This window comes from Streptomyces spinoverrucosus (genome assembly GCF_006539505.1).
In the GTDB taxonomy this organism is placed as follows: Bacteria; Actinomycetota; Actinomycetes; order Streptomycetales; family Streptomycetaceae; genus Streptomyces; species Streptomyces spinoverrucosus.
Genome location: NZ_BJND01000004.1, coordinates 174,523 through 197,408 on the forward strand (window position 1 = coordinate 174,523; position 22,886 = coordinate 197,408).

Annotated in this window: 19 protein-coding genes and 1 pseudogene; 6 read left to right on the forward strand and 14 right to left on the reverse strand. The window is 71.4% G+C overall.

Annotated elements, in window-relative coordinates; translation table 11 throughout:
- Window positions 1–84 precede the first annotated feature (84 nt).
- A complete protein-coding gene (locus SSP24_RS02420; protein ID WP_141307007.1) occupies window positions 85–1,428 on the forward strand; it encodes an amidase in 1,344 nt (447 codons plus the stop codon).
- Here the strand turns inward: SSP24_RS02420 and SSP24_RS02425 are convergent.
- Both SSP24_RS02425 and SSP24_RS02430 read right to left on the reverse strand, forming a co-directional pair.
- Window positions 1,425–1,907: a GNAT family N-acetyltransferase gene (locus SSP24_RS02425; protein WP_141307009.1), complete on the reverse strand. Its 483-nt coding sequence runs from the start codon at window positions 1,905–1,907 to the stop codon at window positions 1,425–1,427. The two genes, SSP24_RS02420 and SSP24_RS02425, sit on opposite strands and share 4 nt — an antisense overlap.
- 54 nt (window positions 1,908–1,961) lie before the next feature.
- On the reverse strand, window positions 1,962–2,135 hold the full coding sequence (locus tag SSP24_RS02430) for a hypothetical protein (RefSeq protein WP_107082809.1): 174 nt from the start codon (window positions 2,133–2,135) through the stop codon (window positions 1,962–1,964).
- A 474-nt stretch (window positions 2,136–2,609) separates the two neighbouring features.
- On the opposite strand from SSP24_RS02430, the gene SSP24_RS02435 reads away from it, so the two are divergent.
- Together SSP24_RS02435 and SSP24_RS42640 are read left to right on the forward strand one after the other, a co-directional pair.
- Entirely contained in the window at window positions 2,610–3,152 is a 543-nt protein-coding gene (locus tag SSP24_RS02435) for an HD domain-containing protein (RefSeq protein ID WP_141307011.1), read from the forward strand.
- Window positions 3,153–3,838: 686 nt separating this feature from the next.
- Window positions 3,839–4,012 (forward strand): lytic transglycosylase domain-containing protein, encoded by a 174-nt coding sequence (locus SSP24_RS42640; protein ID WP_167529486.1) that lies wholly within the window; start codon window positions 3,839–3,841, stop codon window positions 4,010–4,012.
- 7 nt (window positions 4,013–4,019) lie between these two features.
- Here SSP24_RS42640 and SSP24_RS02440 read toward each other — a convergent pair whose 3' ends face one another.
- The 5 genes from SSP24_RS02440 to SSP24_RS02460 all read right to left on the reverse strand — a co-directional run bounded on the left by SSP24_RS02440 (window position 4,020) and on the right by SSP24_RS02460 (window position 10,650).
- Window positions 4,020–5,513 carry an SDR family NAD(P)-dependent oxidoreductase gene (locus SSP24_RS02440; RefSeq protein WP_141307013.1) on the reverse strand — a complete coding sequence of 498 codons (1,494 nt, stop codon included), beginning with the start codon at window positions 5,511–5,513 and terminating at the stop codon, window positions 4,020–4,022.
- Between the two features lie 108 nt (window positions 5,514–5,621).
- Window positions 5,622–6,962 (reverse strand): wax ester/triacylglycerol synthase family O-acyltransferase, encoded by a 1,341-nt coding sequence (locus SSP24_RS02445; RefSeq protein ID WP_141307016.1) that lies wholly within the window; start codon window positions 6,960–6,962, stop codon window positions 5,622–5,624.
- A gap of 427 nt (window positions 6,963–7,389) precedes the next feature.
- Window positions 7,390–8,610, reverse strand: coding sequence for a glucose-1-phosphate adenylyltransferase (gene glgC / locus SSP24_RS02450; protein WP_141307018.1), 1,221 nt, complete (start codon window positions 8,608–8,610; stop codon window positions 7,390–7,392).
- A gap of 51 nt (window positions 8,611–8,661) precedes the next feature.
- The gene (gene glgA / locus SSP24_RS02455) at window positions 8,662–9,840 is read right to left on the reverse strand and encodes a glycogen synthase (RefSeq protein WP_174864570.1); all 1,179 of its coding nucleotides are present in this window, start codon (window positions 9,838–9,840) and stop codon (window positions 8,662–8,664) included.
- An 84-nt stretch (window positions 9,841–9,924) separates the two neighbouring features.
- Window positions 9,925–10,650, reverse strand: coding sequence for a (2Fe-2S)-binding protein (locus tag SSP24_RS02460; RefSeq protein ID WP_141307020.1), 726 nt, complete (start codon window positions 10,648–10,650; stop codon window positions 9,925–9,927).
- A 228-nt stretch (window positions 10,651–10,878) separates the two neighbouring features.
- Between SSP24_RS02460 and SSP24_RS02465 the strand changes: the two genes are divergently transcribed.
- A complete protein-coding gene (locus SSP24_RS02465) occupies window positions 10,879–11,961 on the forward strand; it encodes a DMT family transporter (protein WP_174864571.1) in 1,083 nt (360 codons plus the stop codon).
- On the opposite strand, the gene SSP24_RS02470 is transcribed toward SSP24_RS02465, so the two are convergent.
- Entirely contained in the window at window positions 11,951–13,168 is a 1,218-nt protein-coding gene (locus SSP24_RS02470) for a transglycosylase family protein (RefSeq protein ID WP_141307024.1), read from the reverse strand. The genes SSP24_RS02465 and SSP24_RS02470 overlap by 11 nt on opposite strands.
- A gap of 311 nt (window positions 13,169–13,479) precedes the next feature.
- Here SSP24_RS02470 and gnd point away from each other — a divergent pair, with 311 nt between their 5' ends.
- Window positions 13,480–14,919 (forward strand): NADP-dependent phosphogluconate dehydrogenase, encoded by a 1,440-nt coding sequence (gene gnd, locus SSP24_RS02475; protein WP_141307026.1) that lies wholly within the window; start codon window positions 13,480–13,482, stop codon window positions 14,917–14,919.
- A 493-nt stretch (window positions 14,920–15,412) separates the two neighbouring features.
- Here the strand turns inward: gnd and SSP24_RS02485 are convergent, their stop codons facing one another.
- The 4 genes from SSP24_RS02485 to SSP24_RS02500 all read right to left on the reverse strand — a co-directional run bounded on the left by SSP24_RS02485 (window position 15,413) and on the right by SSP24_RS02500 (window position 19,296).
- On the reverse strand, window positions 15,413–16,045 hold the full coding sequence (locus tag SSP24_RS02485; protein ID WP_141307029.1) for an aspartate/glutamate racemase family protein: 633 nt from the start codon (window positions 16,043–16,045) through the stop codon (window positions 15,413–15,415).
- 2 nt (window positions 16,046–16,047) lie between these two features.
- Window positions 16,048–16,392: a GNAT family N-acetyltransferase gene (locus SSP24_RS02490; RefSeq protein ID WP_141307031.1), complete on the reverse strand. Its 345-nt coding sequence runs from the start codon at window positions 16,390–16,392 to the stop codon at window positions 16,048–16,050.
- Between the two features lie 27 nt (window positions 16,393–16,419).
- Window positions 16,420–16,839 carry an aspartate 1-decarboxylase gene (panD, locus tag SSP24_RS02495; RefSeq protein ID WP_141307033.1) on the reverse strand — a complete coding sequence of 140 codons (420 nt, stop codon included), beginning with the start codon at window positions 16,837–16,839 and terminating at the stop codon, window positions 16,420–16,422.
- 339 nt (window positions 16,840–17,178) lie between these two features.
- On the reverse strand, window positions 17,179–19,296 hold the full coding sequence (locus SSP24_RS02500) for an FG-GAP-like repeat-containing protein (RefSeq protein ID WP_141307035.1): 2,118 nt from the start codon (window positions 19,294–19,296) through the stop codon (window positions 17,179–17,181).
- 139 nt (window positions 19,297–19,435) lie between these two features.
- On the opposite strand from SSP24_RS02500, the pseudogene SSP24_RS02505 reads away from it, so the two are divergent.
- A pseudogene (locus tag SSP24_RS02505) lies at window positions 19,436–19,534 on the forward strand (IS5 family transposase); the annotation flags it as partial.
- Window positions 19,535–19,816: 282 nt separating this feature from the next.
- On the opposite strand, the gene SSP24_RS02510 reads toward SSP24_RS02505, so the two are convergent.
- Complete coding sequence (locus SSP24_RS02510; protein WP_141307037.1) at window positions 19,817–20,854, reverse strand: hypothetical protein; 1,038 nt, start codon at window positions 20,852–20,854, stop codon at window positions 19,817–19,819.
- A 28-nt stretch (window positions 20,855–20,882) separates the two neighbouring features.
- Entirely contained in the window at window positions 20,883–22,847 is a 1,965-nt protein-coding gene (locus SSP24_RS02515) for a DNA/RNA non-specific endonuclease (RefSeq protein WP_229864787.1), read from the reverse strand.
- Window positions 22,848–22,886: the final 39 nt, after the last annotated feature.

Here is a 22,886-nt window from a genome sequence, read left to right on the forward strand (position 1 = left end):
CGCCGACCTCTCGACGCGGCACCTGTCGTCCGGGCAGAGTTCTTCCCACGTACTCACCAGTAGCCCCCATGCCGAGGAGCGCCCGTGACCAACTGGGTCGGACGGACCGCCGTCGAGATCGCCGCCGCCGTGCAGGAGAAGCGGGTCACGCCGCGGGAGGTGGTGGCGGCGCATCTGGCGCGGATCGAGCGGCTGGACGGACGGGTCGGGGCGTTCCGTGCCGTCCGGGCCGAGCGGGCGCTAGCCGAGGCCGACGAAGTGGGGTCGCGGGCCGACCTGGCCGAACTGCCGCTCGCGGGCGTGCCCGTGGCCGTCAAGGACAATCTGGCCGTGCGGGGCGAGAGCATGCGGATCGGCTCGGCCGCGACGCCGGACGTGCCCGCCGAGCAGGACCATGTCACCGTCGCCCGGCTGCGCGCCGCCGGTGCGGTCGTGGTGGGGCTGACCAACGTGCCGGAGCTGTGTGTGTTCGGTACGACCGAGGGGGTGCACGGCACCGCCCGCAACCCGTGGGACACCACGCGTACGGCGGGCGGTTCGTCCGGCGGCAGCGCGGCCGCCGTGGCGGCGGGCATGGTGCCGATCGCCCTCGGCAACGACGGGATGGGCTCGCTGCGCATACCGGCGGCCAACTGCGGTGTCGTCACCATCAAGCCGGGCCGCGGGGTGGTCCCGGCCGGTATCGGCGACGGCGACTGGTTCGGCATGTCGGAGAACGGTCCGCTGGCGACGACCGTTGAGGACGCCCGGCTGCTGCTGTCCGTCCTGGCCGACGGTGAGCTCGTACGGCAGGACGCGCCCGCCACTCGCAGGGTCGCCGTCTCCCTGCGCAGCCCCATCGCCGGCGTCACCATAGGGAAGCCGTATACGGCCGCCGCCCGTGAGGCCGCCGGGCTGCTCATCAAGGCCGGTCACCACGTGCGGCGCGCCGACCCGCCGTATCCGGCGACGCTGAGCTTCACGTCCCTGGCCCACTGGACGGCGGGTACGTGCGTCGACGCCCAGGGGCTGGACGTGCGGCTGCTGGCCCGGCGCACGCGCGTCCACGCGGCCGTCGGGCGGCGGTTCGTGCGGACCGTGCGCGTCGGCACGGGCCGGGAGGAACTGCGGCGGCGCCTCGAACCGTTCTTCGCCGAGTACGACGTGCTGCTCACGCCCGCGCTGGCGCGCCGCTCGCCCAAGGCCGGGCCCTGGCACGAGCGGGGCTGGCTGCGCAATGTGGCCGCCAACACCAACTACTCCCCGATGACTCCCCCGTGGAACCTCACCGGCTGGCCCGCGATGGCCGTGCCGTTCGGCACCCTGCCGTCGGGCGCCCCCTGCGCCGTACAGCTGGTGGGGCGACCCGGATCGGAGGCGGAACTGCTGGAGCTGGCGGGCCAGTTGGAGACCGCGCACCCTTGGCGGCGGACGGCGCCGCTGGACTAGAGGGTCTTGTGCATGATGTGCAGGCCCACTCTGCCGTGCTGGGGGTGCTCGAAGGCGTCCGGGACCGTGCCCAGGATCGTGAAACCGAGGGACGTCCACAGCTGTACGGCCGGGTTGGTCTCGACGACCGCGTTGAACACCATGGCCCGGTAGCCGTGTGCCTTGGCCTCGGTCAGCATGTGCTCGGCGAGGGCCCGGCCGATGCCGCGGCCCGCCTGCTCGGGGTCGACCATGAAACCGGCGTTGGCGATCCGGGCGGCGGGGCCGCCGTAGTTGGGGGTGAGGTAGGCGGAGCCGATGACGGTTCCGTCGTCGTCCTGGGCGACGTACACGCGCTTGGCCGGGCTCATCCACAGGTCGCGGGCTGCGTCCTCGGTGGTGTCCGGATCCCACGTGTAGGTCTCGGCGGCGGCGACGATGCGGTGCCAGAACGGCCAGATGTGCGGCCAGTCGTCGGCCGTTGCTTCCCTGATCAGCATGGGCGTGAGTGTCGCACGCCCATGCGGTCGGCGATCGCGAAGGGCTCCTGCCGGTCAGTCCACGCTGGGCAGGATGTGCGGCTCGGCGAGGTCGTCCTCGTAGCCCGCCAGGCGGATCGGGGCGGACCGGGCCCACACATCGAGGCTCCCGATCTCGCCGGGCCGGCGGCCCGCGCGCTCCGTGCGTTCCTTGGGGCGCTGTTCGCGATTCGTCTTCTCCGGTGTCACCGCGCACTCCTTATGTGTCGGGTCACCCTCTGGGGCGCGCCGGCGGCCTGCGATCCGCTCCCCGACGCCCGTTCGGGTCTGACATGTTGCTGTTGGACGCGGTGGCGTCGGTAACTCGCATGAGAGCAGGCCGTTGTGCACCGGCTTGTCCCGGGACGGACGGTGGGTGTGGGTAGGGACCCGTTGTTGCTGTCCGTCTCGACCAGATTAACCAAATGAGCGGGGGTCCGCTCGATGGGGCTGAAAACTATGGGTAACGATCACGAGTCGCCCCGTGCTCGATCAGGCGAATTTTCCTGCCATTTGTAACGAAATGGACGCATAGTGACTCACCCGACCGGCCTACCCGGGCGAACACGCCCGCGACCGACGGCTGTCGTGGCGTCACGCAGTTCAAGTCCCGTTGGCCGATTCGCAAGCCCGCCATGATCTGCTGACGTACGGCAACGGCTTGTCCGGCGGGAGGACTGACGCATGGAGCTGCGCAGTGTCGAAGAGCTGATGGATCTGCTGTACGCCTGCCGTGGCGCCTGGGACACCCCGGACGGCAGCGGCGACCCGGTCGACCTGCACGACCACGCGCTGCAGACGGCCGCACTGCTGCGCCGAAGTCGCCCCGCCGACAAGGAACTCCAGGTGGCGGGCCTGGTGCACGACATCGGACATCTGCTGCGGCCCGGCGACGACGCGGGGCACGCGGACCTCGCGGCGGACGCGGTCCGGTCCCTGCTCGGCGAACGGGTCGCCCGTCTCGTACGACTGCATGTGGCGGCCAAGCGCTATCTGGCCGCCGTCTCTCCCGAGCGCGGCCTGACCCCGACCCGCCAGGGCGGTCCGATGAGCCCGGCCGAGGCGGCCGCGTTCGCACGGGACCCACTCGCCGAGGACGCCGTGACCCTGCGCCAGGCCGCCGACGCGGGCAAGGTCATCGGCCTCGACGCCGGGGTACTGGAGGACTGGCGCACGGTCCTGGAACTGGTCGCGACCCGACACTCACGACTCGGCGCCGTCGACTGATCGGGGGGCCGATGGCGGCCCCGGGTCCCTCGGCTGGTCGAAGCGGTCGGGGCGCGGGCGGGGGCGAAGCGGCCGACGGCCCACAGCCAGGGCAGCCGACCTGGAGCCTTCGGCTGACGGCAGCCACGGGAGGCGGGTCAGAGCCACCAGCCGACCGCAACGACCGGCAACCGACCCGAAGCCGTCGGCTGATGGCAGCCACCGGGAGCGGGGCAAACCGCCAACCCACCACAACGACCGGCAGCCGATCCGGAGCCCTCGGCTGATCGCAACCCTCGGCAGCCAGCCCAAAGCCTCGACCGCTCCGCGCCGGCGGCAGCCAACGCGGAGCCTTCAGCCGATCGCAGCCACCGGCATCCAGCCAGCCGACCGCAATCACCGGCGGCCCACCCGGCACGCTCGGCTGACCACAGCCACCGGCAGCCGACCCGAAGCCGTCGCCCGATCACAGCCACCGGCAGCCGACCCGAAGCCGTCGCCCGATCACAGCCAACTGGAGCCAACGCGGAGCCTTCGGCCGATCGCAGCCACCGGCAGCCGGCCCCAAGCCGTCGGCCGATCGCAGCCCCGGCAGACAGGCGCGCTCGGTGGCCTGGTGGGATCATGGGGGTGGTGCCTGTCGGTTGGCGTGGCTCGGCAGTCGGGTCGGGGCGCTTCCGCAGGTTGCCGTGAAGAAGGTGGCACACATGAGCGACACCACGCCGCCCCCGCGCCCCCGGCGCACCCCGGATCTCGGGGGCCTGTCCCGAACCGTCCTGTACTTCGCCCTGGCCGTGAGCGCTCTGCTGTTCGGCGTGGCCGCGCTGCTCATGGGCATCGCCTGGATGGACCTCGTCGAGAACGCCCGTCAGAGCTGGTGAGCGCGGCTCACCACTTGCCGGGTGCGTAGTCCTTCAGGAAGACGCCGTACAGGTCCTCGCCCGCCTCGCCGCGCACGATCGGGTCGTAGACGCGGGCCGCGCCGTCGACCAGGTCGAGCGGGGCGTGGAAGCCCGCCTCGGCGAGGCGCAGCTTGTCGTAGTGGGGACGCTCGTCGGTGATCCAGCCGGTGTCGACCGAGGTCATCAGGATGCCGTCGGTCTGGAACATCTCCTGCGCGCTGGTCCGTGTGACCATGTTCATCGCGGCCTTGGCGGCGTTGGTGTTCGGATGGCCCGCGCCCTTGTAGCCGCGGCCGAAGACACCCTCCATCGCCGAGACGTTCACGACGTACGCGCGTCCGCTCTGCGCCCTCTTCGCGGCGTCGCCCATGACCGACCGGAGCTTGCTGATCAGGATGAACGGCGCCGTGTAGTTGCACAGCTGGGTCTCGAGGAGCTCCACCGGGGAGATCTGCTCGATGGTCTGCACCCAGGTGTTGCTCTCAACAACGTCGGGGACCAGGCCGCCCGCGTCGATGGCGGTGCCGTCGAGGTGCCGCGCGACGCTGGCGTTGCCCGCGACCAGGGCGAGGTCGGCGACCTGCTGCGCGTCGAGGCCGGAGATCCCGGCGGGCAGCGCGGCCAGACCGTCCACCGCGCCGGAGCCGAAGGCGCCGATCACGTGGTGGGCGGGCAGCTCACCGGCCGGCAGCGGGGCACTCTCACCCTCCACCAGGGCGGCGTACGCGGAGGGCAGGCGGCGCACGGTCTGCGTCGCGTTGTTGATGAGGATGTCGAGGGGCCCCGCCTCGGCGACCTGGTCGGCGAGAGCCACGGCCTGCGCCGGGTCGCGCAGGTCGATGCCGACGATCTCCAGGCGGTGCATCCAGTCCGCCGAGTCGTCCATGGCCTTGAAGCGGCGGATGGCGTCCTTCGGGAAGCGCGTGGTGATGGTCGTGTGCGCGCCGTCGCGCAGCAGCCGCAGCGCGATGTACATGCCGATCTTGGCGCGGCCGCCGGTGAGCAGCGCGCGCTTGCCGGTGAGGTCGGCGCGCGCGTCGCGCTTGGCCCGGTTCAGGCGGGCGCAGTCGGGACAGAGCTGGTGGTAGAAGTAGTCGACCTCGACGTACCGGGTCTTGCAGGTGTAGCAGGAGCGCGGGCGCTGGAGTATCCCCGCGATCTTGCCCTCCTCCGTGCGCGACGACGGCAGCAGGCCCTCCGTCTCGTCGTCGATGCGCTCGGCGGACCCGGTCGCCGTGGCCTCCGTGACCGCCTTGTCGTGCGCGGTCTTGGCGGCCCGGCGCTCCTGGCGGCGGCGCTGCTTGACGGTGCGGTAGATGTTCGAGGTGGCCCGACGTACCAGGATCGCGTCGGGGTGATCGACGTCCAGCTTGTCGAGCTCCTCCAGCACGCTCAGGCAGACGGCGAGCCGTTCCGGGTCGATGCCGGGCCCGTACACCACCTCGTCCGTGGTCGCCGAGCTGTCCTCTGTCACCGTCATCGCCGCTGCCGTTCCCTGAATCTCTGCCCTCGCGGCGCTGAAGGTCGCGTCCGCATTCGAACGGCAGATTTTACGGAGCGCCGGGCCGCACCACCAAACCCGTCATGATCAGGGCGCACAGGCCTTGATCAGCGTCTCCAGCTCGTCGGCCACCGCCTGCGCGAACCGGTCCAGGTCCGGTACGGCCGCCGCGTCGGCGACGAGCCCGTAGTGGACCCGCCCCCGGTACGTCGACACGGCGACGGCGAGGGACTGGCCGGCGGCCAGCGGGGCGAAGGGGAACACCTCCGTGAGCTGGTTGCCGCCCAGCTTCAGACCGAGGCCGGGCAGCGGCACGCTGGTGACCAGGATGTCGAACCACAGCCGGGCGGCCTGGCTGACCAGCGGGCCCCCGAGCCGGTGGCCGAGCGCCGGGACGTGGTCGGCGAGCAGCGCGACGGCGCCCGCGCCCCGGTTGGGGCCGGCGTCCTTGTTGCGGTCCATGGCCGTGCGGACCGCGGCGAGGCGGGCGAGCGGGTCGGGGTCGTCGACCGGAAGCCGTATCAGATAACCCGACAGCCGGTTGCCCTGTGGGTGCGCGGTGCGCGGGCGGCGCTTGGAGACCGGGATCAGGGCGCGGGGCGCGACGCCGTCGCTGCCGTCGCCGCGTTCGTCGAGCCAGCCGCGCAGGGCGCCGGCGACGACGGCGATCAGGACGTCGTTCACGGTGCCGCCGACCGCCTTGCGGATGCGGTGTACGTCGTCGAGGTCGAGGACCACTCCGGCGGTACGGCGGGTACCGGAGGGCTGGGAGGTCAGCGCCGGTGAGGAGCGCACCCCCAGGGTGGACAGGGCGACGGAGGCGCCGATGTCGAGGGCGCGGCCCATGTCGGACAGGGCGCCGCGCACCAGGCCGGGCAGTTTGCGCACGTCGGGCAGCGGGCGGCGGGGCGGCTCCACCGGGCGGGGGCGGGACGCGGGCAGGTCCGTGGGGTCCAGGACCGCCGCCGCCAGGGTCAGGGCGCGCAGGCCGTCGGCGAGGGCGTGGTGGAACTTGAACAGCACGGCGAACGACACGCCGTCCTCGCCGGGCAGCACATGCGCCTCCCATGGCGGTCGGCCGCGTTCCAGCGGACGCTCCATCAGACGGCCTGCCACCGCCTGGAAATCGGCCGTCGGGGCGTGCAGCCGGACGTGGTCGAGCGGGTCGAAGTCCGGCGCGGGCTCACGCGCCGCGCCGCCGAAGGCCAGTGGCTGGCGCAGGTCCAGGGGCCGCCATACGTTCCGGATCCGCATCCGGAGCCCGGGCACGGCGGCGGCACGCGCGGCGAGCAGGTCGGCGGCGTGGGCGCCCGCGGCGGGCGAGTGGGACGTGAACACGCCGAGCGCCCCCAGATGCATGGGGTGCCGGTCGGACTCGATGTTCCAGAACGCCAGGTCGAGGGGAGCGAGCAGGTCGTCAGAAGTCAATGGCTTGCCTCGCGTCGACGACGGGTGGGCCAGCAGTCAATCGCCCACACGCGATTACGGTCAAGTACGATCAGGCTACGCACAGTTAACAGCAGATTAAGTCCGGACGCTTGCGAAAGCGGTGGGACTCACGGGGACTCATGTGACATAAGTGGTCGCGGAGGAGGGGCAGGGGTGGCACGGAGACGTAAGGAGCGTCACACGAAGACCCGCCGGGCGCCACACGGAGCCTTCCGGACGCCACACGGAAACCTCCGGACGCGACTCGGGGCCGCCCGGGGGACGACGCGAAGACCGCCGGACTCTAACCGAGACCTCCCGGCGCCACGCAGAAACCTCCGGACGCGACACTGGGGCCCGCCGCACGCGGACGCCGCGCGCAGAGGCGCCCGTGCCTAGGGTCGAACGAGTAATCGAGCCCGTGTCCTCACGACACCCGCTGGCCCTTCCCCAGTGCGATGACCCCGCCCTTGGACACCGTGTACAGCTCCGCGTCCCGTTCCGGGTTGACGCCGATCGTCGCGCCCGGGGGCACCTCGACGTTCTTGTCCAGGACGGCGCCCCGCACCACCGCGCCCCGCCCTATGTGGACGTTGTCGTGCAGCACCGAGCCCTGGACGACCGCTCCCGGGTCGACCACCACACCCGGCGACAACACGGACCGGGTGACCTGCCCCCGTATCAGGCAGCCGGCGCTGATGATGGACTCGCCGGCGATGCCGCCCGCGTTGAAGCGGGCCGGTGAGAGCTGGTTGGAGTGGGTGTAGATGGGCCAGCTGCGGTTGTAGAGGTTGAAGGCGGGGCGCTCGGCGATGAGGTCCATGTGGGCGTCGTAGTACGCGTCGAGCGTGCCGACGTCCCGCCAGTAGCCCTGGTCGCGGCTGGTCTCGCCGGGCACGTGGTTGTCACTGAAGTCGTACAGGTGTGCCTCGCCGCGCGCGGTGAGCTGGGGCAGGATCGAACCGCCCATGTCGTGCACGGAGTTCCCGTCCTCGGCGTCCCGCTGCAGGGCCTCGATGAGGACCTTGGTGGTGAAGATGTAGTTGCCCATCGAGGCGAGCACGCAGTTGGGGTCGTCCGGCAGGCCCGGCGGGTCCGCGGGCTTCTCCAGGAACCGCTCGACGGTGCTGCCGTCCGAGCCCGGCGTGATCACCCCGAAGGAGGGGGACTCCGACCGCGGGACGCGGATGCCCGCCACGGTCACGCCCGCGCCGGACTCGATGTGCTGGGCGAGCATCTGGCGCGGGTCCATGCGGTAGACGTGGTCGGCGCCGAACACCGCGACGTACTCGGGCCGTTCGTCGTAGATCAGGTTCAGGGACTGCAAAATCGCGTCCGCGCTGCCCAGGAACCAGCGCGGGCCGAGCCGCTGCTGGGCCGGGACCGGGGTGACGTAGTTGCCGAGCAGGCTGGACATCCGCCACGTGGTGGTGATGTGCCGGTCCAGCGAGTGCGACTTGTACTGCGTCAGCACGCAGATGCGCAGGATGTCGCCGTTGACGAGGTTGGACAGGACGAAGTCGACGAGGCGGTACGTGCCGCCGAAGGTCACCGCGGGTTTCGCCCGGTCCGCGGTCAGGGGCATCAGGCGCTTGCCCTCTCCGCCCGCCAGTACGATTCCGAGCACCGAAGGACCACCACGCCGCATGGCCGCTCCCCTCACCGTGGTTGACCCATGCCTGCCCTTGAGCAGGGCGGACTAAGCCTGTTCGAGGATCCCCCGGTCGTTCGTCCGCCCGAGGATCTCCTCGTAAAGCCGTGCCGTACGGCGGGCGACCATGTCCCAGCCGAACTCCCCCACCGCCCGCTCCCGCCCCGCCTCACCCATCCGCCGGGCACCCTCCGGGTCGGCCAGCACCGCGTCCAGGGCGCGGGCGAGGCCGCTGACGAAGTCGTCGTCCATGGGCACCAGCAGGCCCGTCTTGCCGTCGGCGACGACCTCCGGGATGCCGCCGACCTGGGACGCCACGACGGGAGTCCCGCAGGCCATCGCCTCGAGATTGACGATGCCCAGGGGCTCGTACACCGAGGGACAGACGAACACGGCCGCGTGCGTGAGGAGTTGGATCACCTCCGGGCGGGGCAGCATCCGGGGGATCCAGTGCACGCCGTCGCGGACCCGGCTCAGCTCCTGGTACAGGTCGCGGAACTCCCGGTCGATCTCGGGGGTGTCGGGCGCGCCCGCGCACAGCACGACCTGGGCCGCCGGATCGATGTCGCGCACCGCGCGCAGCAGTTGGGGGACGCCCTTCTGCCGGGTGATGCGGCCGACGAACAGCACGTACGGGCGGTTCGGGTCGATGCCGAGGCGGTGCAGGACGTCGGTGCCGGGGTCGGGCCGGTAGAGGCCGGTGTCGATGCCGTTGTGCACGACGTGGACGCGGGCCGGGTCCAGCGCCGGATAGCAGGCGAGGATGTCCTCGCGCATCGCTCCGGACACGGCGATCACCGCGTCGGCGGCCTCGATCGCGGTGCGCTCGGCCCAGCTCGACAGGGCGTACCCGCCGCCGAGTTGCTCGGCCTTCCAGGGGCGCAGCGGCTCCAGGGAGTGGGCGGTCATCACGTGCGGGATGCCGTACAGGAGCTTGGCGAGGTGGCCGGCGAGGTTGGCGTACCACGTGTGGGAGTGGACGAGTTCGCGGTCCTCGAGGGCGGCCGCGACGGAGAGGTCCACGGAGAAGGTGCGCAGCGCGTCGTTGGCGCCGTCGAGGGTGGGCCAGGGGCGGTGCCGGACCACGCCCTCGCTGCGGCCCTCGCCCCAGCAGTGCACGTCGAGTTCGACCAGCGGGCGCAACTCCCGGGCGAGGAACTCGACATGGACGCCCGCGCCGCCGTACACGTCCGGCGGGTACTCCCGGGTCAGCAGTCCCACTCGCACCCGGAACCCCCTGTCTGAAGCGGCTGGTCCCTTCATGGTCACCCAGAAGCAGCGCGGGCGGAAGACCATGGGATGGCCGCTCGGTTAAGCCGTGGGCGGCCGAGTGAAACAGCAGTCGCCGCAGACGCCTCCCCCGGGCACGCGGTAGTACAGGCAGCAGCTGCGGCGCCGGAAGGACGTGCCGGTGAGAGTGCCGGTTTCGCGCAGGAGGGGGTGGGTGAAGAGCTCTGCGGTCAGTGCGCAGGCCCGGTCGGCGGTGTCCGTACGGCCGTTCGCCCGCGCCCACCGGTCCAGTTCACGTCCGGCACCCGCCAGCGCGGAACCGGCGTTGCCCCACAGCAGGCCCTCCGCGAGCCGGTAGCGGGCACGCAGGGTGGCCGCCAGAGGTTCGAGGTGACCGTGCAGCACGACGTCCACGAGGGTCGCGGCATCGCCCGGCAGCGGGCGCACCTCCATGAGCCACAGGTCGTCGGGGGCGCGGCCGTCGGCGTCCCACCGCACCAGCCGTGGGTCGAGGTCCGGTGTCCGGCCGTACAAGGCCGCGCAGCCGAGGGTCGCCGACCAGAGCCGGGCCGCGAGGCCAAGATGGGCCACCGAGGCGGCGATCCGGACTTCCGGGGCCTGCAACGCCGTTGCCACCTTCTGGACACGGAAAGTCATGGGGTCCCCGTCATCCTCCGCCGTACCCTCGTACGCCTGTGCGAGGGTCGGGAGCGGCTTCGCCGGGGCCGGTGCTGTGCCTACGACGGTGCGCAGCACGAAGAAGCCGCCGAGCAGTCGCAGGGCTCCGAGGTCGGGGTCAAGGTCCACGAGGAGCAGTAGTACCAAGTCCCCTTCGGCCCTGGGCCTGCGGGTGTCCCTCCCCGGTAGCCCACCCTGGGGATGACAGCGGTCCGGTCGTACTCCATCGGCAGTAGGTCCTATTGCGTGCTCAGGTACGACGACGGGAACAGCGCGACAGGGCATCGTGTTGGTTATGAAAGCCGACCGTTCGCCGCGCCGGGCCCAGGGCCCCCGCCGCCCGCAGAGGAGCAGGCCATGAGCGCCCTCGCGCTGTCCGTGCTGCTGTCGGTCGTCTCCGCCGTGGCCTACGCGGGCGGGGCGATCGTGCAGGAGCGCGTGGCGGAGTCGGACGGGCAGTACGCGCCCCTGCGTCGACCGAGCTGGTGGGCCGCGGTGGGGCTGAACGGCCTCGGTGGCCTGCTGCACGTGGCGGCCCTGGCCTACGGCCCGCTGAGCGTGGTGCAGCCGCTGGGGGCGCTGACCATTGTGTTCGCGCTGCCCATGGCGGCGTTGTTCGTGGGGCGCCGGGCCGGGTCGACGGCCTGGCGGGGCGCCATCATGGCGACCGTCGGCCTCGCCGGTCTGCTGTCCCTGGTCGGCTCCTCCGACTCGCGGTCGCTGGACGGGACTCAGCAGGTGGGCGTGTTCGTGGTGACGGCCGGTGTGGTCGCCACGCTGATGCTGGTGGGCCGTGCGGCGCACCGCCGTCCGACCGTGCGCGCGATGGTGCTCGCCACCGCGTCCGGCATAGCGTTCGGCATGTCCTCCGTGTTCACCAAGACCGTCGCGGTCGACTGGACCGGCGGGGTGACGGCGGAGCTGCTGCCGTCCCTGGCGGCGGTCGGGGTGTTCGCCATCGCCGGTCTGCTGCTGTCCCAGGCCGCCTACCGGGGCGCCGGACTCGCGGCCCCGCTGGCCACGCTGACGGTCGTGAACCCCGTCGTGGCCGCCGCAGTGGGCATCACGATGTTCGGCGAAACCTTCCGCTACGGCGCCACGGGCACCGTGCTCGCGCTGAGCTGCGGTGTGGTGGCGGCGGGCGGGCTGATCCTGCTCACGGCGGAACGCGTCGAGCGCGCCCACGACGAGACGCCGCTGCCCGAGCCCGGCCTCGTCCCCACCGAGAAGCCGACGGCCCTTCCCCTACGGGACGGCGTCTTCCTGCCGAGCCCGCTCACGGAGGGCGGGTACGGCGGCGGCGGGTACGGCAACGCGGTGTACGACAACGGCGCGCCCACCGCGCCCACGGATGCGACGCCGCCGTACTACGCGCTGTACGGCGCGCCGTACATCCCCTTCCCCGCCCTGGACCACAGCCCTGTCCGGGTCAGATCCTGACCCCACCGGCCCGGAGATAGGCGAGCGGGTCGACGTCCGTGCCGAAACCGGGCCCCGTCCGCACCTCGAAGTGCAGATGCGGGCCCGTGCTGTTGCCGGTGGAGCCGACCCGTCCGATGCGCTGGCCCGCGCCCACCGACTGCCCGGCCTTCACCGAGATCGCGGACAGGTGCGCGTACTGGGTGTAGCGGCCGTCGGTGTGCCGGATGACGACCTGGTAGCCGAACGAGCCGCCCCACCCGGCATCGACGACCCGTCCCGGCCCGACCGCCTTCACGGAGGTGCCGGTGGCCGCGGGGAAGTCGACGCCGGTGTGGTAGCCCTGGGACCAGTTGGAGCCGGTCGCGCGGTAGGCGGTGCCCAGGGGGCCGCTGACCGGGGCGACGAGGGAGGCGGAGCGCCGGTCGCTGCTGGTGTCGCGCTCCGAAGCGGCCTTCTTCGGCGGGGACTTGGGAGCCTGCTGGCTCTTGGGCGGGGACTTGGGTGCCTGCTGGGTCGAGGGCGATTTCCTCGACTTGCTCGACTTGCTCGGGGCAGCGGGGTCGGTCGTGGTGGCCGGGGCCTTGGCGCGCAGGTTCAGCCGCTGGCCCGGCAGGATCAGGTCGGGGTCGGCCCCGATCGTCCTGCGGTTGGCGGCGTACAGGCGCGGCCAGCCGCCCTCGACGTCACGTTCGTCGGCGATGGTGGAGAGCGTGTCGCCGCGGACGACGGTGTACATCTCGGCGGTTCCGGCGCGCGACTGGGGCGTGGTCTGCGGCTGGACGTCCGCCACGGTGGACTTCGCGGTCCGGGTCGAGCTGCCGGCGGGTCTGATGTCCGGGCTCTCACCGCCCCGGGTCAGCCCGGCGCGCTGCGAGCACGTCGGCCAGGCGCCGGGTCCCTGTCCGTCGAGCACCTTCTCCGCGACGGCGATCTGCTGGTCCTTGGTGGCCAGATCCGCGCGGGCCGCGTACGCGGTGCCGCCGTAGGCCTCCCAGGTGGACTGGCTGAACTGCAGCCCGCCGTAGTACCCGTTGCCGGTGTTGATGTTCCAGTCGTTGCTCGACTCGCACGCGGCGACCTTGTCCCAGGTGGCCGGGTCGGCCGCGTGCGCGGCACCGGTGCCGACGAACGGGAGGGCCATTCCGGCGCCGCCCGCCGTGACGGTGAGCGAGGCGCGGTTGATCCTGTTCGGCTGATACCGGCGGTGCCGGCCGCGTACGGCCATGACGGAGCCCCCTCGACAAGCGTCAGGAGGGCCAAAAGTATGCGCCGCGAACAGGCCATGACAAGACGGCAATCGGCCGCCTCGGCGGGCCAAGTGGCGTGGATCGCACCCCCGTTGTGGTCTCGCCCGGCGCGTACTGAGGCGCCGGGCCCCTTCCGTACGTACTCAGCCCCGTCGGGTCCGGACGTGCGGTCGGCGGATCGGCACGTCAGGATGGCCAAGGGGCGATACTGACGGCACAACGGACACACAGGTCGGCACCACCGATACACGATCTACGGGGCCCACGGGTCCCTTGAGGAGCAGGCGGTATGAGCACTTCAGCCCAGATCGGCGTCACGGGTCTCGCGGTCATGGGCCGCAACCTCGCCCGCAACTTCGCGCGCAACGGCTACACGGTCGCGGTGCACAACCGGACGGCGTCACGGACGCATGCGCTGGTGGAGGAGTTCGGGAGTGAGGGCGAGTTCGTCGCGGCCGAGACCGCCAAGGACTTCGTGGCGGCCCTGGAACGGCCCCGCCGCCTGGTCATCATGGTCAAGGCCGGTGAGCCGACCGACGCGGTGATCCAGGAGTTCGCCCCGCTGCTGGAGCCCGGCGACATGATCATCGACGGCGGCAACGCGCACTTCGCGGACACCCGGCGCCGCGAGCGCGAGCTGCGCGAGCAGGGCATCCACTTCGTCGGCACCGGCATCTCCGGCGGCGAGGAGGGCGCGCTGCACGGGCCGAGCATCATGCCGGGCGGCTCGAAGGAGTCGTATGCATCGCTGGGCCCGATGCTGGAGAAGATCTCCGCGAAGGCCTCCGACGGTGCGCCCTGTGTGACGCATGTGGGTCCGGACGGCGCCGGGCACTTCGTGAAGATGGTGCACAACGGCATCGAGTACGCCGACATGCAGCTGATCGGCGAGGCGTACCAGCTGCTGCGCGATGTCGCCGGGTACGAGCCCGCTCAGATCGCGGAGATCTTCCGGACCTGGAACACCGGCCGGCTGGACTCGTACCTGATCGAGATCACGGCCGAGGTGCTGTCGCACGTGGACGCGGCGACGGGCAAGCCGTTCGTGGACGTGGTGGTGGACCAGGCGGAGCAGAAGGGCACCGGCCGCTGGACGGTCCAGATCGCGCTGGATCTTGGTGTTCCGGTGTCCGGTATCGCGGAGGCGGTCTTCGCGCGCTCGCTGTCCGGTCATGCGGCGCTGCGGGCCGCTTCGCGGGGGCTGGCGGGGCCGAAGGCGTCGCCGCTGAGCTCGTCCGAGGCGGGGGCCTTCGCCGACCGGGTCGAGCAGGCGCTGTACGCCTCGAAGATCGTGTCCTACACGCAGGGCTTCCATGAGATCGCCGCGGGGAGTGAGGAGTACGACTGGGGGATCGACCTGGGGCAGGTCGCCTCGATCTGGCGCGGTGGCTGCATCATCCGCGCGGCGTTCCTGGACCGGATCCGCGCCGCGTACGACGCGCGGCCGGATCTGCCGAGTCTGCTGTCCGACGAGACGTTCGCGCGGGAGATCGCAGAGGCGCAGGACGACTGGCGCGAGGTGCTGATCGCGGCGACGCGGGAAGGGGTGCCGGCGCCGGGGTTCGCCGCGGCGCTCGCCTACTACGACGCGCTGCGGGCCGAGCGGTTGCCTGCGGCGCTTACGCAGGGGCAGCGGGACTTCTTTGGGGCGCACACGTATCGGAGGGTGGATCGGGATGGGGCGTTCCACACGCTGTGGGGTGGGGATCGGGCGGAGGTGTCCGCCTAAGTGCCTAAGGGCTCGGTGGGTTCGGTTGTAGCGCGGGTGCGGGTGGGTGGGGGCTGGTCGCGCCCACGCGGCGGAGCCGCACATTGATACAGCCCCGCGCCCCTTGGCGGCGTTGCGGTGGGCGGCGTTCTAAGGCGCCCACCGCTGTTCTTTCTCGCCTGCCGCTGGTTCTTAAGTGAGGGGTGGGCCCGGTTCTGGGTTCGGGATCGGTTCCGGGCCCGGGGGGATTGGGGATGGGGGTGGTTCCGGGATCGGGTGGGGCCCCGGTGGTTGCGGAGTCGGGGGTACCGGGGGTGGTGGAGGGGGCGGTGCCGGGGGTGGCTCCGGAGGCGGCACCGGGTGTGGTTCGGGATGCTGGGGATCCGGGCCCGGGGTCGGTGAGACCGGGTCGGGGTGCGGGGTGGTCATGGTGTTCTCCGGCCAGTCGGTGAACGTCGGCTCTGGACTACTCCCCCGCGTACCCGGCGGCCGTACCGTCAGTCACCCGCCGGAGTCACTCCGTGGCCCGGGCACCCGCCGCCAGTCCCGGCCGGGGGCTGGACAGGACCGGGATGGCGGTCGAGGTCAGCTGCTGGGCCGGTGTCATGGAGGCCTGGGCGAGGATGATCGCGTCGGCGTCGCTGATCGTGTCGGCCGCGGCGGCGACAAGGCGGGCGTACTCGCGTAGGTCGCCCGCCGTGAAGTGGGTCCAGGCGTCCTCTACGAGCAGGGTGCGCACCGAGGCGGGGCGGCCGGCGCGCCGGGCCTCTTCCTCGACGAGCTGCACCGTGGGCGCGAGGGTGCTCGCCACGGTGGCGAGGACGACGATCCGCGGTCCCGCGGCCACCGCGGCGGCCGCCATCGGACGGTCGACGCGCAGCACCGGCACGCCGGCCCCGGCGGCGGCCGCCTCCGCGACGCCGCCAATGCTCGAACAGGTGCACAGCACCGCCTGGGCGCCGTCGGCCACGGCCTGATCCAGTACGGCGCGTACGTCGTCCGCGACGGACTCGGGACCGTCCTGCCCGGCCCGGGTCAGCAGGTCCTCGTGGACCAGGTGCCGCAGCTCCAGGCCCGGGTGGTCCTCGTCACGCAGGGCGTCGAAGACCGGGACGTGGAGGGGTGAGGTGTGCAGCAGGGCGAGCATGCTCAGAACCGTTCGGGATGCGCGGCCAGCCACTCCTTCGCCGCGTGCAGCAGCACGGGGTCGGCGGCGGGGGCCTGGTCGGGATGGCGTTCGGCCCACTTGACGACGTACGGGCAGAGCGGGGCGACGGGGATGCCCTCGCGTGCGGCGATGGCGTACAGCTCACGCGCCAGGGAGCCCGCGATGCCCTTGCCCTCGTGGGCCGGTTCGACGATGGTGTGCACGGGGACGAGCGCCCGCTCGGGGGCTTCCAGCACGAAGTACTCGATGCGGCCGACGACCTCGCGGCCGTCGACCGCCTCCAGGCGCCCGGCCGCCCGGTCGTCGCGGATCTCTATGTCGCTCACGGGCGTGCTCCTCGCGCGAAGAAAGGGTCAGGCCGACACGGCCTGCGGGCTGCGTTCCTGGTCCGAGCCCGGCACCGGCTCGGACGGGTCGGCACCCAGCGCGACGATGCGGTTGTCGCCGTCCACGTGCACAATCCTGGGCCGCAGCGACCGCGCCTCGGCGTCGGTGACCTGAGCATAGGTGATGATGATCACCAGGTCACCGGGGTGGACGAGATGGGCGGCGGCCCCGTTGATCCCGACCACACCGGAGCCCCGCTCGCCCTCGATGACGTAGGTCTCCAGCCGGGCGCCGTTGGTGATGTCGACGATGTGCACGAGCTCGCCGGGCAGCAGATCCGCGGCGTCCAGCAGATCGGCGTCGATGGTCACGGAGCCGACGTAGTGCAGGTCGGCCTGGGTGACGGTGGCGCGATGGATCTTGGACTTGAACATGGTTCGCATCATCGAGGTACTCCCGGACATAGGCTCCCTGCCTGCATTTTTGCAGGTCAAGTGCGGTTTCCCTACCCTACAACGAGTCGCATGTCCGGGCAGCGTTCCCCAGGTTTTCCGGGACTCATGCTGACTTGCTGATTCTTCTGGCACAACGTGCTCTGGCGGTCGGGGCGGCGGTCAGGAGCGAGGGCGGTCGACCGGAAGGGCTGCGCACCGCCATGGGTCAGCCGGCCGAGGGGCCGAAGCGGCGCGGCAGGATGGTAGCGGATCGCCGGTTGGCCAAACCGGCGGGGCGGCCGCAGGCCCGGCCGTGGGAGCGCGCCGGGCCTGCGGGTGTGTGAGGAGCAGTCAGACGTAGTACGGGTGCATGAAGTGCGTCTGGCCGTATACGAAGCTGTTCGGTGAGGACTCCCAGCCCAGGAGGGCGCCGTTGAACATGGCGTCGGGCTTGGCCGTCCAGGTCCACAGGCGGACGACGCCGGTGGACGAGTCGCCGTACATGGCGCCGAGGTCGTCGCGGCCATCGCCGTTGTAGTCGCCGACCACCAGCTGCATCGACGAGACGTCGAGGTGGCCGCTCAGGCTGAGCTTCGGCGTGGGGCCGAAGGCGGTGCCCGTGGAGAGAAGGGTCTGGACCGTGTCCGTGCCGTCCGTGTGGTCGTACCAGAACATCAGGTCGTCGCGGCTGTCGCCGTCGAAGTCACCGGTGCGCGGGAGGGCGCGGTTCCAGTCGAACGTGGTGGCCGCCGGGCCCGTCCACCACGTCGCCGGGGTGGTGAAGACACCGGTCGGCGTGGTGGGGAAGACGTACGTCTTGATGCTGTTGTCGCCCTGGCCGTAGAGCAGGCCCACCTCGTCGCGGCCGTCGCCGTTGAAGTCGCCGGTCACGAACTTGGAGCGGGAGGCCAGCCAGGTGCCCTTCGGGCCGGACCACTCGGACGGGATCAGCCGCACGACACCACCGTTGCCGTTCGACGTCAGCGTCCACAGCTTGGTGACGCCCGTGGTCCTGTCCACGTTCCAGATCGCCACGTCGTCGTAGCCGTCACCGTTGAAGTCGCCGGCCAGCGGGGTCATGTAGGTCTCGTGGAAGGTGACGTGGTTCGGGACCACCTCCCACGCCTTGGCCGGTTCGCTGTAGGTGCCGTCCGTCTTGCCGAGCGCGATGAACAGCTTGACGCTGCTGTCGCCGTAGCCCTGGATCGCCATGAAGTCGGCGCGGCCGTCACCGTTGAAGTCACCGGTGGCGCGCTTCATGTGCTCGTTGCCCCACTGGCCCACGGCCGAGGTGTACGTCTTCTTGTAGCCGCTGAGGCTGCCGTCCGGCTTGCCGGAGAAGCTGTACGTGGCGTCCGTGCCCTGCGGGAAGACGTACCAGGCCGACATGTCGCTGCGGCCGTCGTGGTCGAGGTCGCCGCGGACGGCGGTGTTGCTGGACCACACGGCGGCACCGGACGCGTCGCGGATGACGAAGTCGCCGGAGTTCAGGAGCGCCGCTCTGCCGCCGGTCGCGCTGGTGCCGGACTGCCACAGAGTCGTGGTGCCTGCGGCGTCGCGGACCACGAGATTACCGTCCGCGCCGAAGTGAGCCGTCGCGCCCGCGTTGCCGGCCGTGTCCGTGGACCACAGGGCCTTGCCCGCGACGGACGTGACGACCAGGTTGCCGTCGGCGCGCATCGCCACCCGGGCGGAGGCCGACACCAGGACGTCGCCCGCCCGGAGGGTCTGGCCGGCCGCGAGGGCCGAGCCGAAGTGCATGCCGTCCGTGCGGGTCGCCACCGCGCCCGTACGCGTCTCGGACGAGCCGAAGCAGCCACCCTGCCAGGAACGGGTGTTGATGCCGACCAGCTCGAAGCCGCCGCCGGACTTCTGGCGCAGGAGCGGGCCGCCGGTGTCGCCCGCGCAGATCGCGTCGTCGGCGGTGGCGCCCGAGAGGGACAGGGCTCCGCTCGTGACGGCGTCCACGCCGAAGGTGGCGGCGTGCAGCTTGTCGGGGCGCCACTCGGTCTTCGTACGGCCGAAGCCCGCCGCCTTCAGGACCTCGCCCTGGGCTACGGGCGTGGCGGCCAGCGGGACTGGGGGGACGCCGGTCGCCGGGGCGTTGAGGCGGGCCAGTACGAGGTCGGTGCCCTCGCGGGGCGCCAGCTCGACGACCTCGCTGACATGGCCGCCGGTGCCCAGGAGGTCGTTGCGGCCGACGGTCACCACCGTCTTCAGGGCGGGCTTGCCCGCGGCAACCGTGCCGCCCGCCACCGGGTCGGCGGCGAAGCACGCGGCGGCCGTGAGGACCCACTGCGCGTCGATGAGCGCGCCCGAGCAGGCTCGTGTCTGGTCGCCCTCACCGATGTGCAGGTTCGCGGTGAACGCGTACGAGGCGTCGCTGACGGCGGCGCCGACCAACGCGTTCGCGGGGATCGCGGTGCCGAGCAGACCGGCGGCGACACCGGCGGTGACTATTCCCGTCATCCAGGCGGAACGAGGGGATCTTCCGGTCACAGAGGTTCCTATCTGTTCTTGTCGGAAAGGGTGATCAGCGGCCCGAAGGGGTTCTCCAGGTCGCGGAGTTCCTCGACGGCGGGGCCGAGGAAGCGCATGGCCCGGGCCCAGATCGCCCGGTGTCAAAGGCTTCGAGGTGATCCCCCGACGGTGGGTGGTCGAGCGGACCTTCGGTCGGCTGATGCACCACCGCCGCCTCGCCCGCGACTAGGAAACCCACCCACACGGTCCGATCCGCAGCCGACGCGGTCGCGGCGAGGTGACCCGCGTGCAGGAGCAGCATGCGGAGCGCGTGGAGGACGCAGGGTACGTCGGCCGTCCACCGGGCCGGGGCGGCGCCGACGAGCTCCTTGGTCGGAGCACATGGTCAGACGAAGGCCGCTTCCGCGTCCGCCGGACACGGAACCGAGTGATCAGATTCGAGGCACCATTCGACGCCTTGATCTCCGCGGTGGGGTGGTGAGACTCATGCCGGCTCCCGGCGTGCCGGTCACTGGACCAGTTCGATGTGGGGGTGGGACGGGTCGGCCGGGCAGGCGTGGAGCTGGAGGTTGTAGCCGCCGACGATGTCGATCAGGGTGAAGTTGCCGTCCTCGGCGCCCAGGGGAGGCGGGGACGGGTCCGTCCGGTCCTCCTCGGCGATCCAGGTCTCGCTGCCGCCGTCCCATTCCAGCGAGGCGATGGTGAGGAGCGGGACCTGCTCGGTGCCGCACTCGGGGCAGGGGCGGGGCTTGGGGTCGGTGAGGCCCCAGCGGGTCCAGCCGCCGGTCTTCCAGCCGGGGGCGGTGGAGAGGTTGTTCAGATAGAGCTCGCCCGGGTCGTCCGCGTACGTGTTGTACCGCGCGGGGTCGATCGTCTCCCAGCGGCTCATGTCGTCCAGCTGGTCCTGAAGCTCCTTGTCCAGCTCCGAGGGGTTGGGGTACTCGGTGACCTGCTCCGGTGAGAACAGGCACGGCTCCGGGAGGTAGCAGTCCCGTTGGACGATGGGCGGCTCGGGCGGTGCGTCGAGAACGTCGGTGACGGTGGCGGAGGAGCGCCAGAACAGGGCTGTCCGGGGGTGGGCCATCTCGTGGTCGAAGGGGCACCAGAGGACCTGGAGGAGGTCCGCGTCGGGCGGGCGCGGGAAGGGAACATCGCGAGCGTAGAGCTGGGCGACGGGGAGGAGGGGGATCGGGCCGTCGAACCACGGGCGGTCCGCGAGCCGCTCCCAGGTCGCCCGTTCTTCGGGAGTCCACTGGGGTGCCTCGGGGTCGAGGCGCCGCCGCTCGGCCGCTGCGGCGCGGTCGTGGCGGAGGAGCCGGACGTCGTCCGGGGAGTGGACCACCGGCGCCGCGCGGCTGTCGTGCGGCTCGTCGCAGTACGGCCACGGCTCGTCGGCGGGCCACAGCAACGGCCCGCCGACGGAGCTGTCCTGCACGGTCGGCGACCCCGGCCGCGGGTGCAGCCGGGTCGCCGTGCGCGCCAGCGGGGCCAGCTGAGGGAAGAGCGCGGTCACGTCGAACGGCCGCGGTGGGGTGGTGAAACTCATGCCGGCTCCCGTTGGCGAACTGATGGGATCAGTTACCGAGGTTGTACAACCCAGTGTTCCTATAGGTGTTGGTGACGTAGACGTTGGGGAACAGTTCCTCGGTCGTCCCGTTCGCCCGTTGGATATTAGCGTTCATCGTGACGCCCACCGGGATGGTGCTGTTCGCGTCCTTGTAGACGGGTGTCACCTGGTAGAAGATCGCGTCGTTCGTTCCGAGAACTACACCGGGATTCCTGCCCTTGATCACGTCCTCCGCAATGGTCTCGTAGGTCCGCATGCTGGGCGTGCCCGTGTTCATGCCGGTCTGCCAGCAGGGGACGAGGTTGGTCCGAGTGATCTTGCTCGTGCCCTTTCCGCCGAGGACGCTCGCGATGAGATGACACCGGGACTGGTCGTAGGTGAGGTTGTTCGCCTTCGCGTACGCCTCCGCGTCCTTCATGCCGGTGACGGGATTACTGGTTCCGGTTCCCGTCTTGGTCTTCAGCCCCAGGCATGCCTGCGCCCGGGTCGGCCTGAATCCGCCCCCGCCCGCCGGGTCGCTCTGGTTGACGAGAGGAACCGCCTCGGTGGTGTTGAAGAACCAGCCGTCGCCGTTGGGAAGCGAGTTGATCGGCGGGGGGTCGTTCAGGCAGCTGGCCTGCGGGCCGGTGTCCGGCAACGAGAACGTCAGCTCGAACTGGTCGGCGTCGATCACCCGCTGATCCTTGAAGCCGTCGGCAAGCTGGGTGGCCGCGAACGCCTTCTCGTCGGGCGTGACGTGGGCCTGCACGCAGGGTGAGGTGCGGTCCAGGACATGGGCGTCGTTCAGGACGTAGGTGTCCCATTCGCCGTTGCCGAGGTTGGGGATCACCTTGACGCACTGGCCGCCGGGGGCACCGCCCTCCTTCGCCTCCCCGAAGGGGAAGTCGGCGCAGGTGTCGGGGTCGACGAGCTCCGGCTCGGCCGTGAAGCCGCCGCAGGTGGCGGCGGTGCGGTTGGCCACGCCGCTCGTCGACCGGGTCAGCGGGCTGCCCTTCTTCCCCCAGGCGCCGTTGAGGTTGTTCTGGGCCCAGCCGTAGGTGGCCACGACGCCGCCCGGGTCCGCGCTCGTCGCCTTCATCGGCACGACGGGCATGACCGACGGAACCGCACAGCCCGCCACCGAAGTGCCGCCGACCGCGTCGTCGCACCTGATCTGACGGGCGTTCTTCCACGACGCGTTCGGGTCGGTCGCAGTCGCGCCCGGGGACGTCACGTACATCGCGTAGGACGTGTAGAAGGAGGCGGAGGAGCCCGTCGTCTGGGGCGAGGAGTAGGTGACGGTTCCGGTCAGGGTCTGGCCGAGGGTGATGCTGCCGCCGTACCAGGGGGCGGTCTTGGTGGCCGTGCAGCCGGCGTCGCAGGAAGCGCGGAACTTGGCGTTCAGCGAGGTGACTTCGCCGGTGGCGCTGGTCATGGTGACGGAGACCTGCTCGCTCCAGGTCGTTGCCGTCGCCGAGAGGTCGCCGCCGGTGGAGACCTCCAGGACGCCGCGGCCCAGCTCAACGCCCTTGGAGTCGCGGAGGATGTAGGTGACGTTGATGCCGGTCACGCAGTACGAGAAGCGCTCGTAGCTGTAGCTGCCGGGGTTGGTGATGTCGCAGCTGCCGGCGGCAGCGGCCGCGGCGGTGGTGGTGGAGGAGGAGGCGGTGGCGGCGACACCGGTGCGGGTCTTCGCCTTCGCGGGGGCGGGGTTGACCGTCACACAGGACTCGACGGCACCCGCGCGGCGCTCCTTGGAGCCCGGCGCGGTGGCGGTGCAGTCCTCACCGGAGCCGGCCGCGAGCTTGCTGGTGTCGGTGGTCTCCGCGCTGGGCGCTGCGGACTTGGTGGACGAGGCCTTCGCCGTCGCGGGCGGCGCGGCCGCCTGGCTCGTCGCGGCTGTCGTGAGGACGAGGGTCAGGGCGGTGAAGACGGTGAGGACCGTCGAGCGGGCGCGTCTCCCAGTGGCGCGCCCGCCACGTATTCCATGCACGGGGGCAGGACCTTTCCGTGAGAAGAGGGGGGCAGGGGG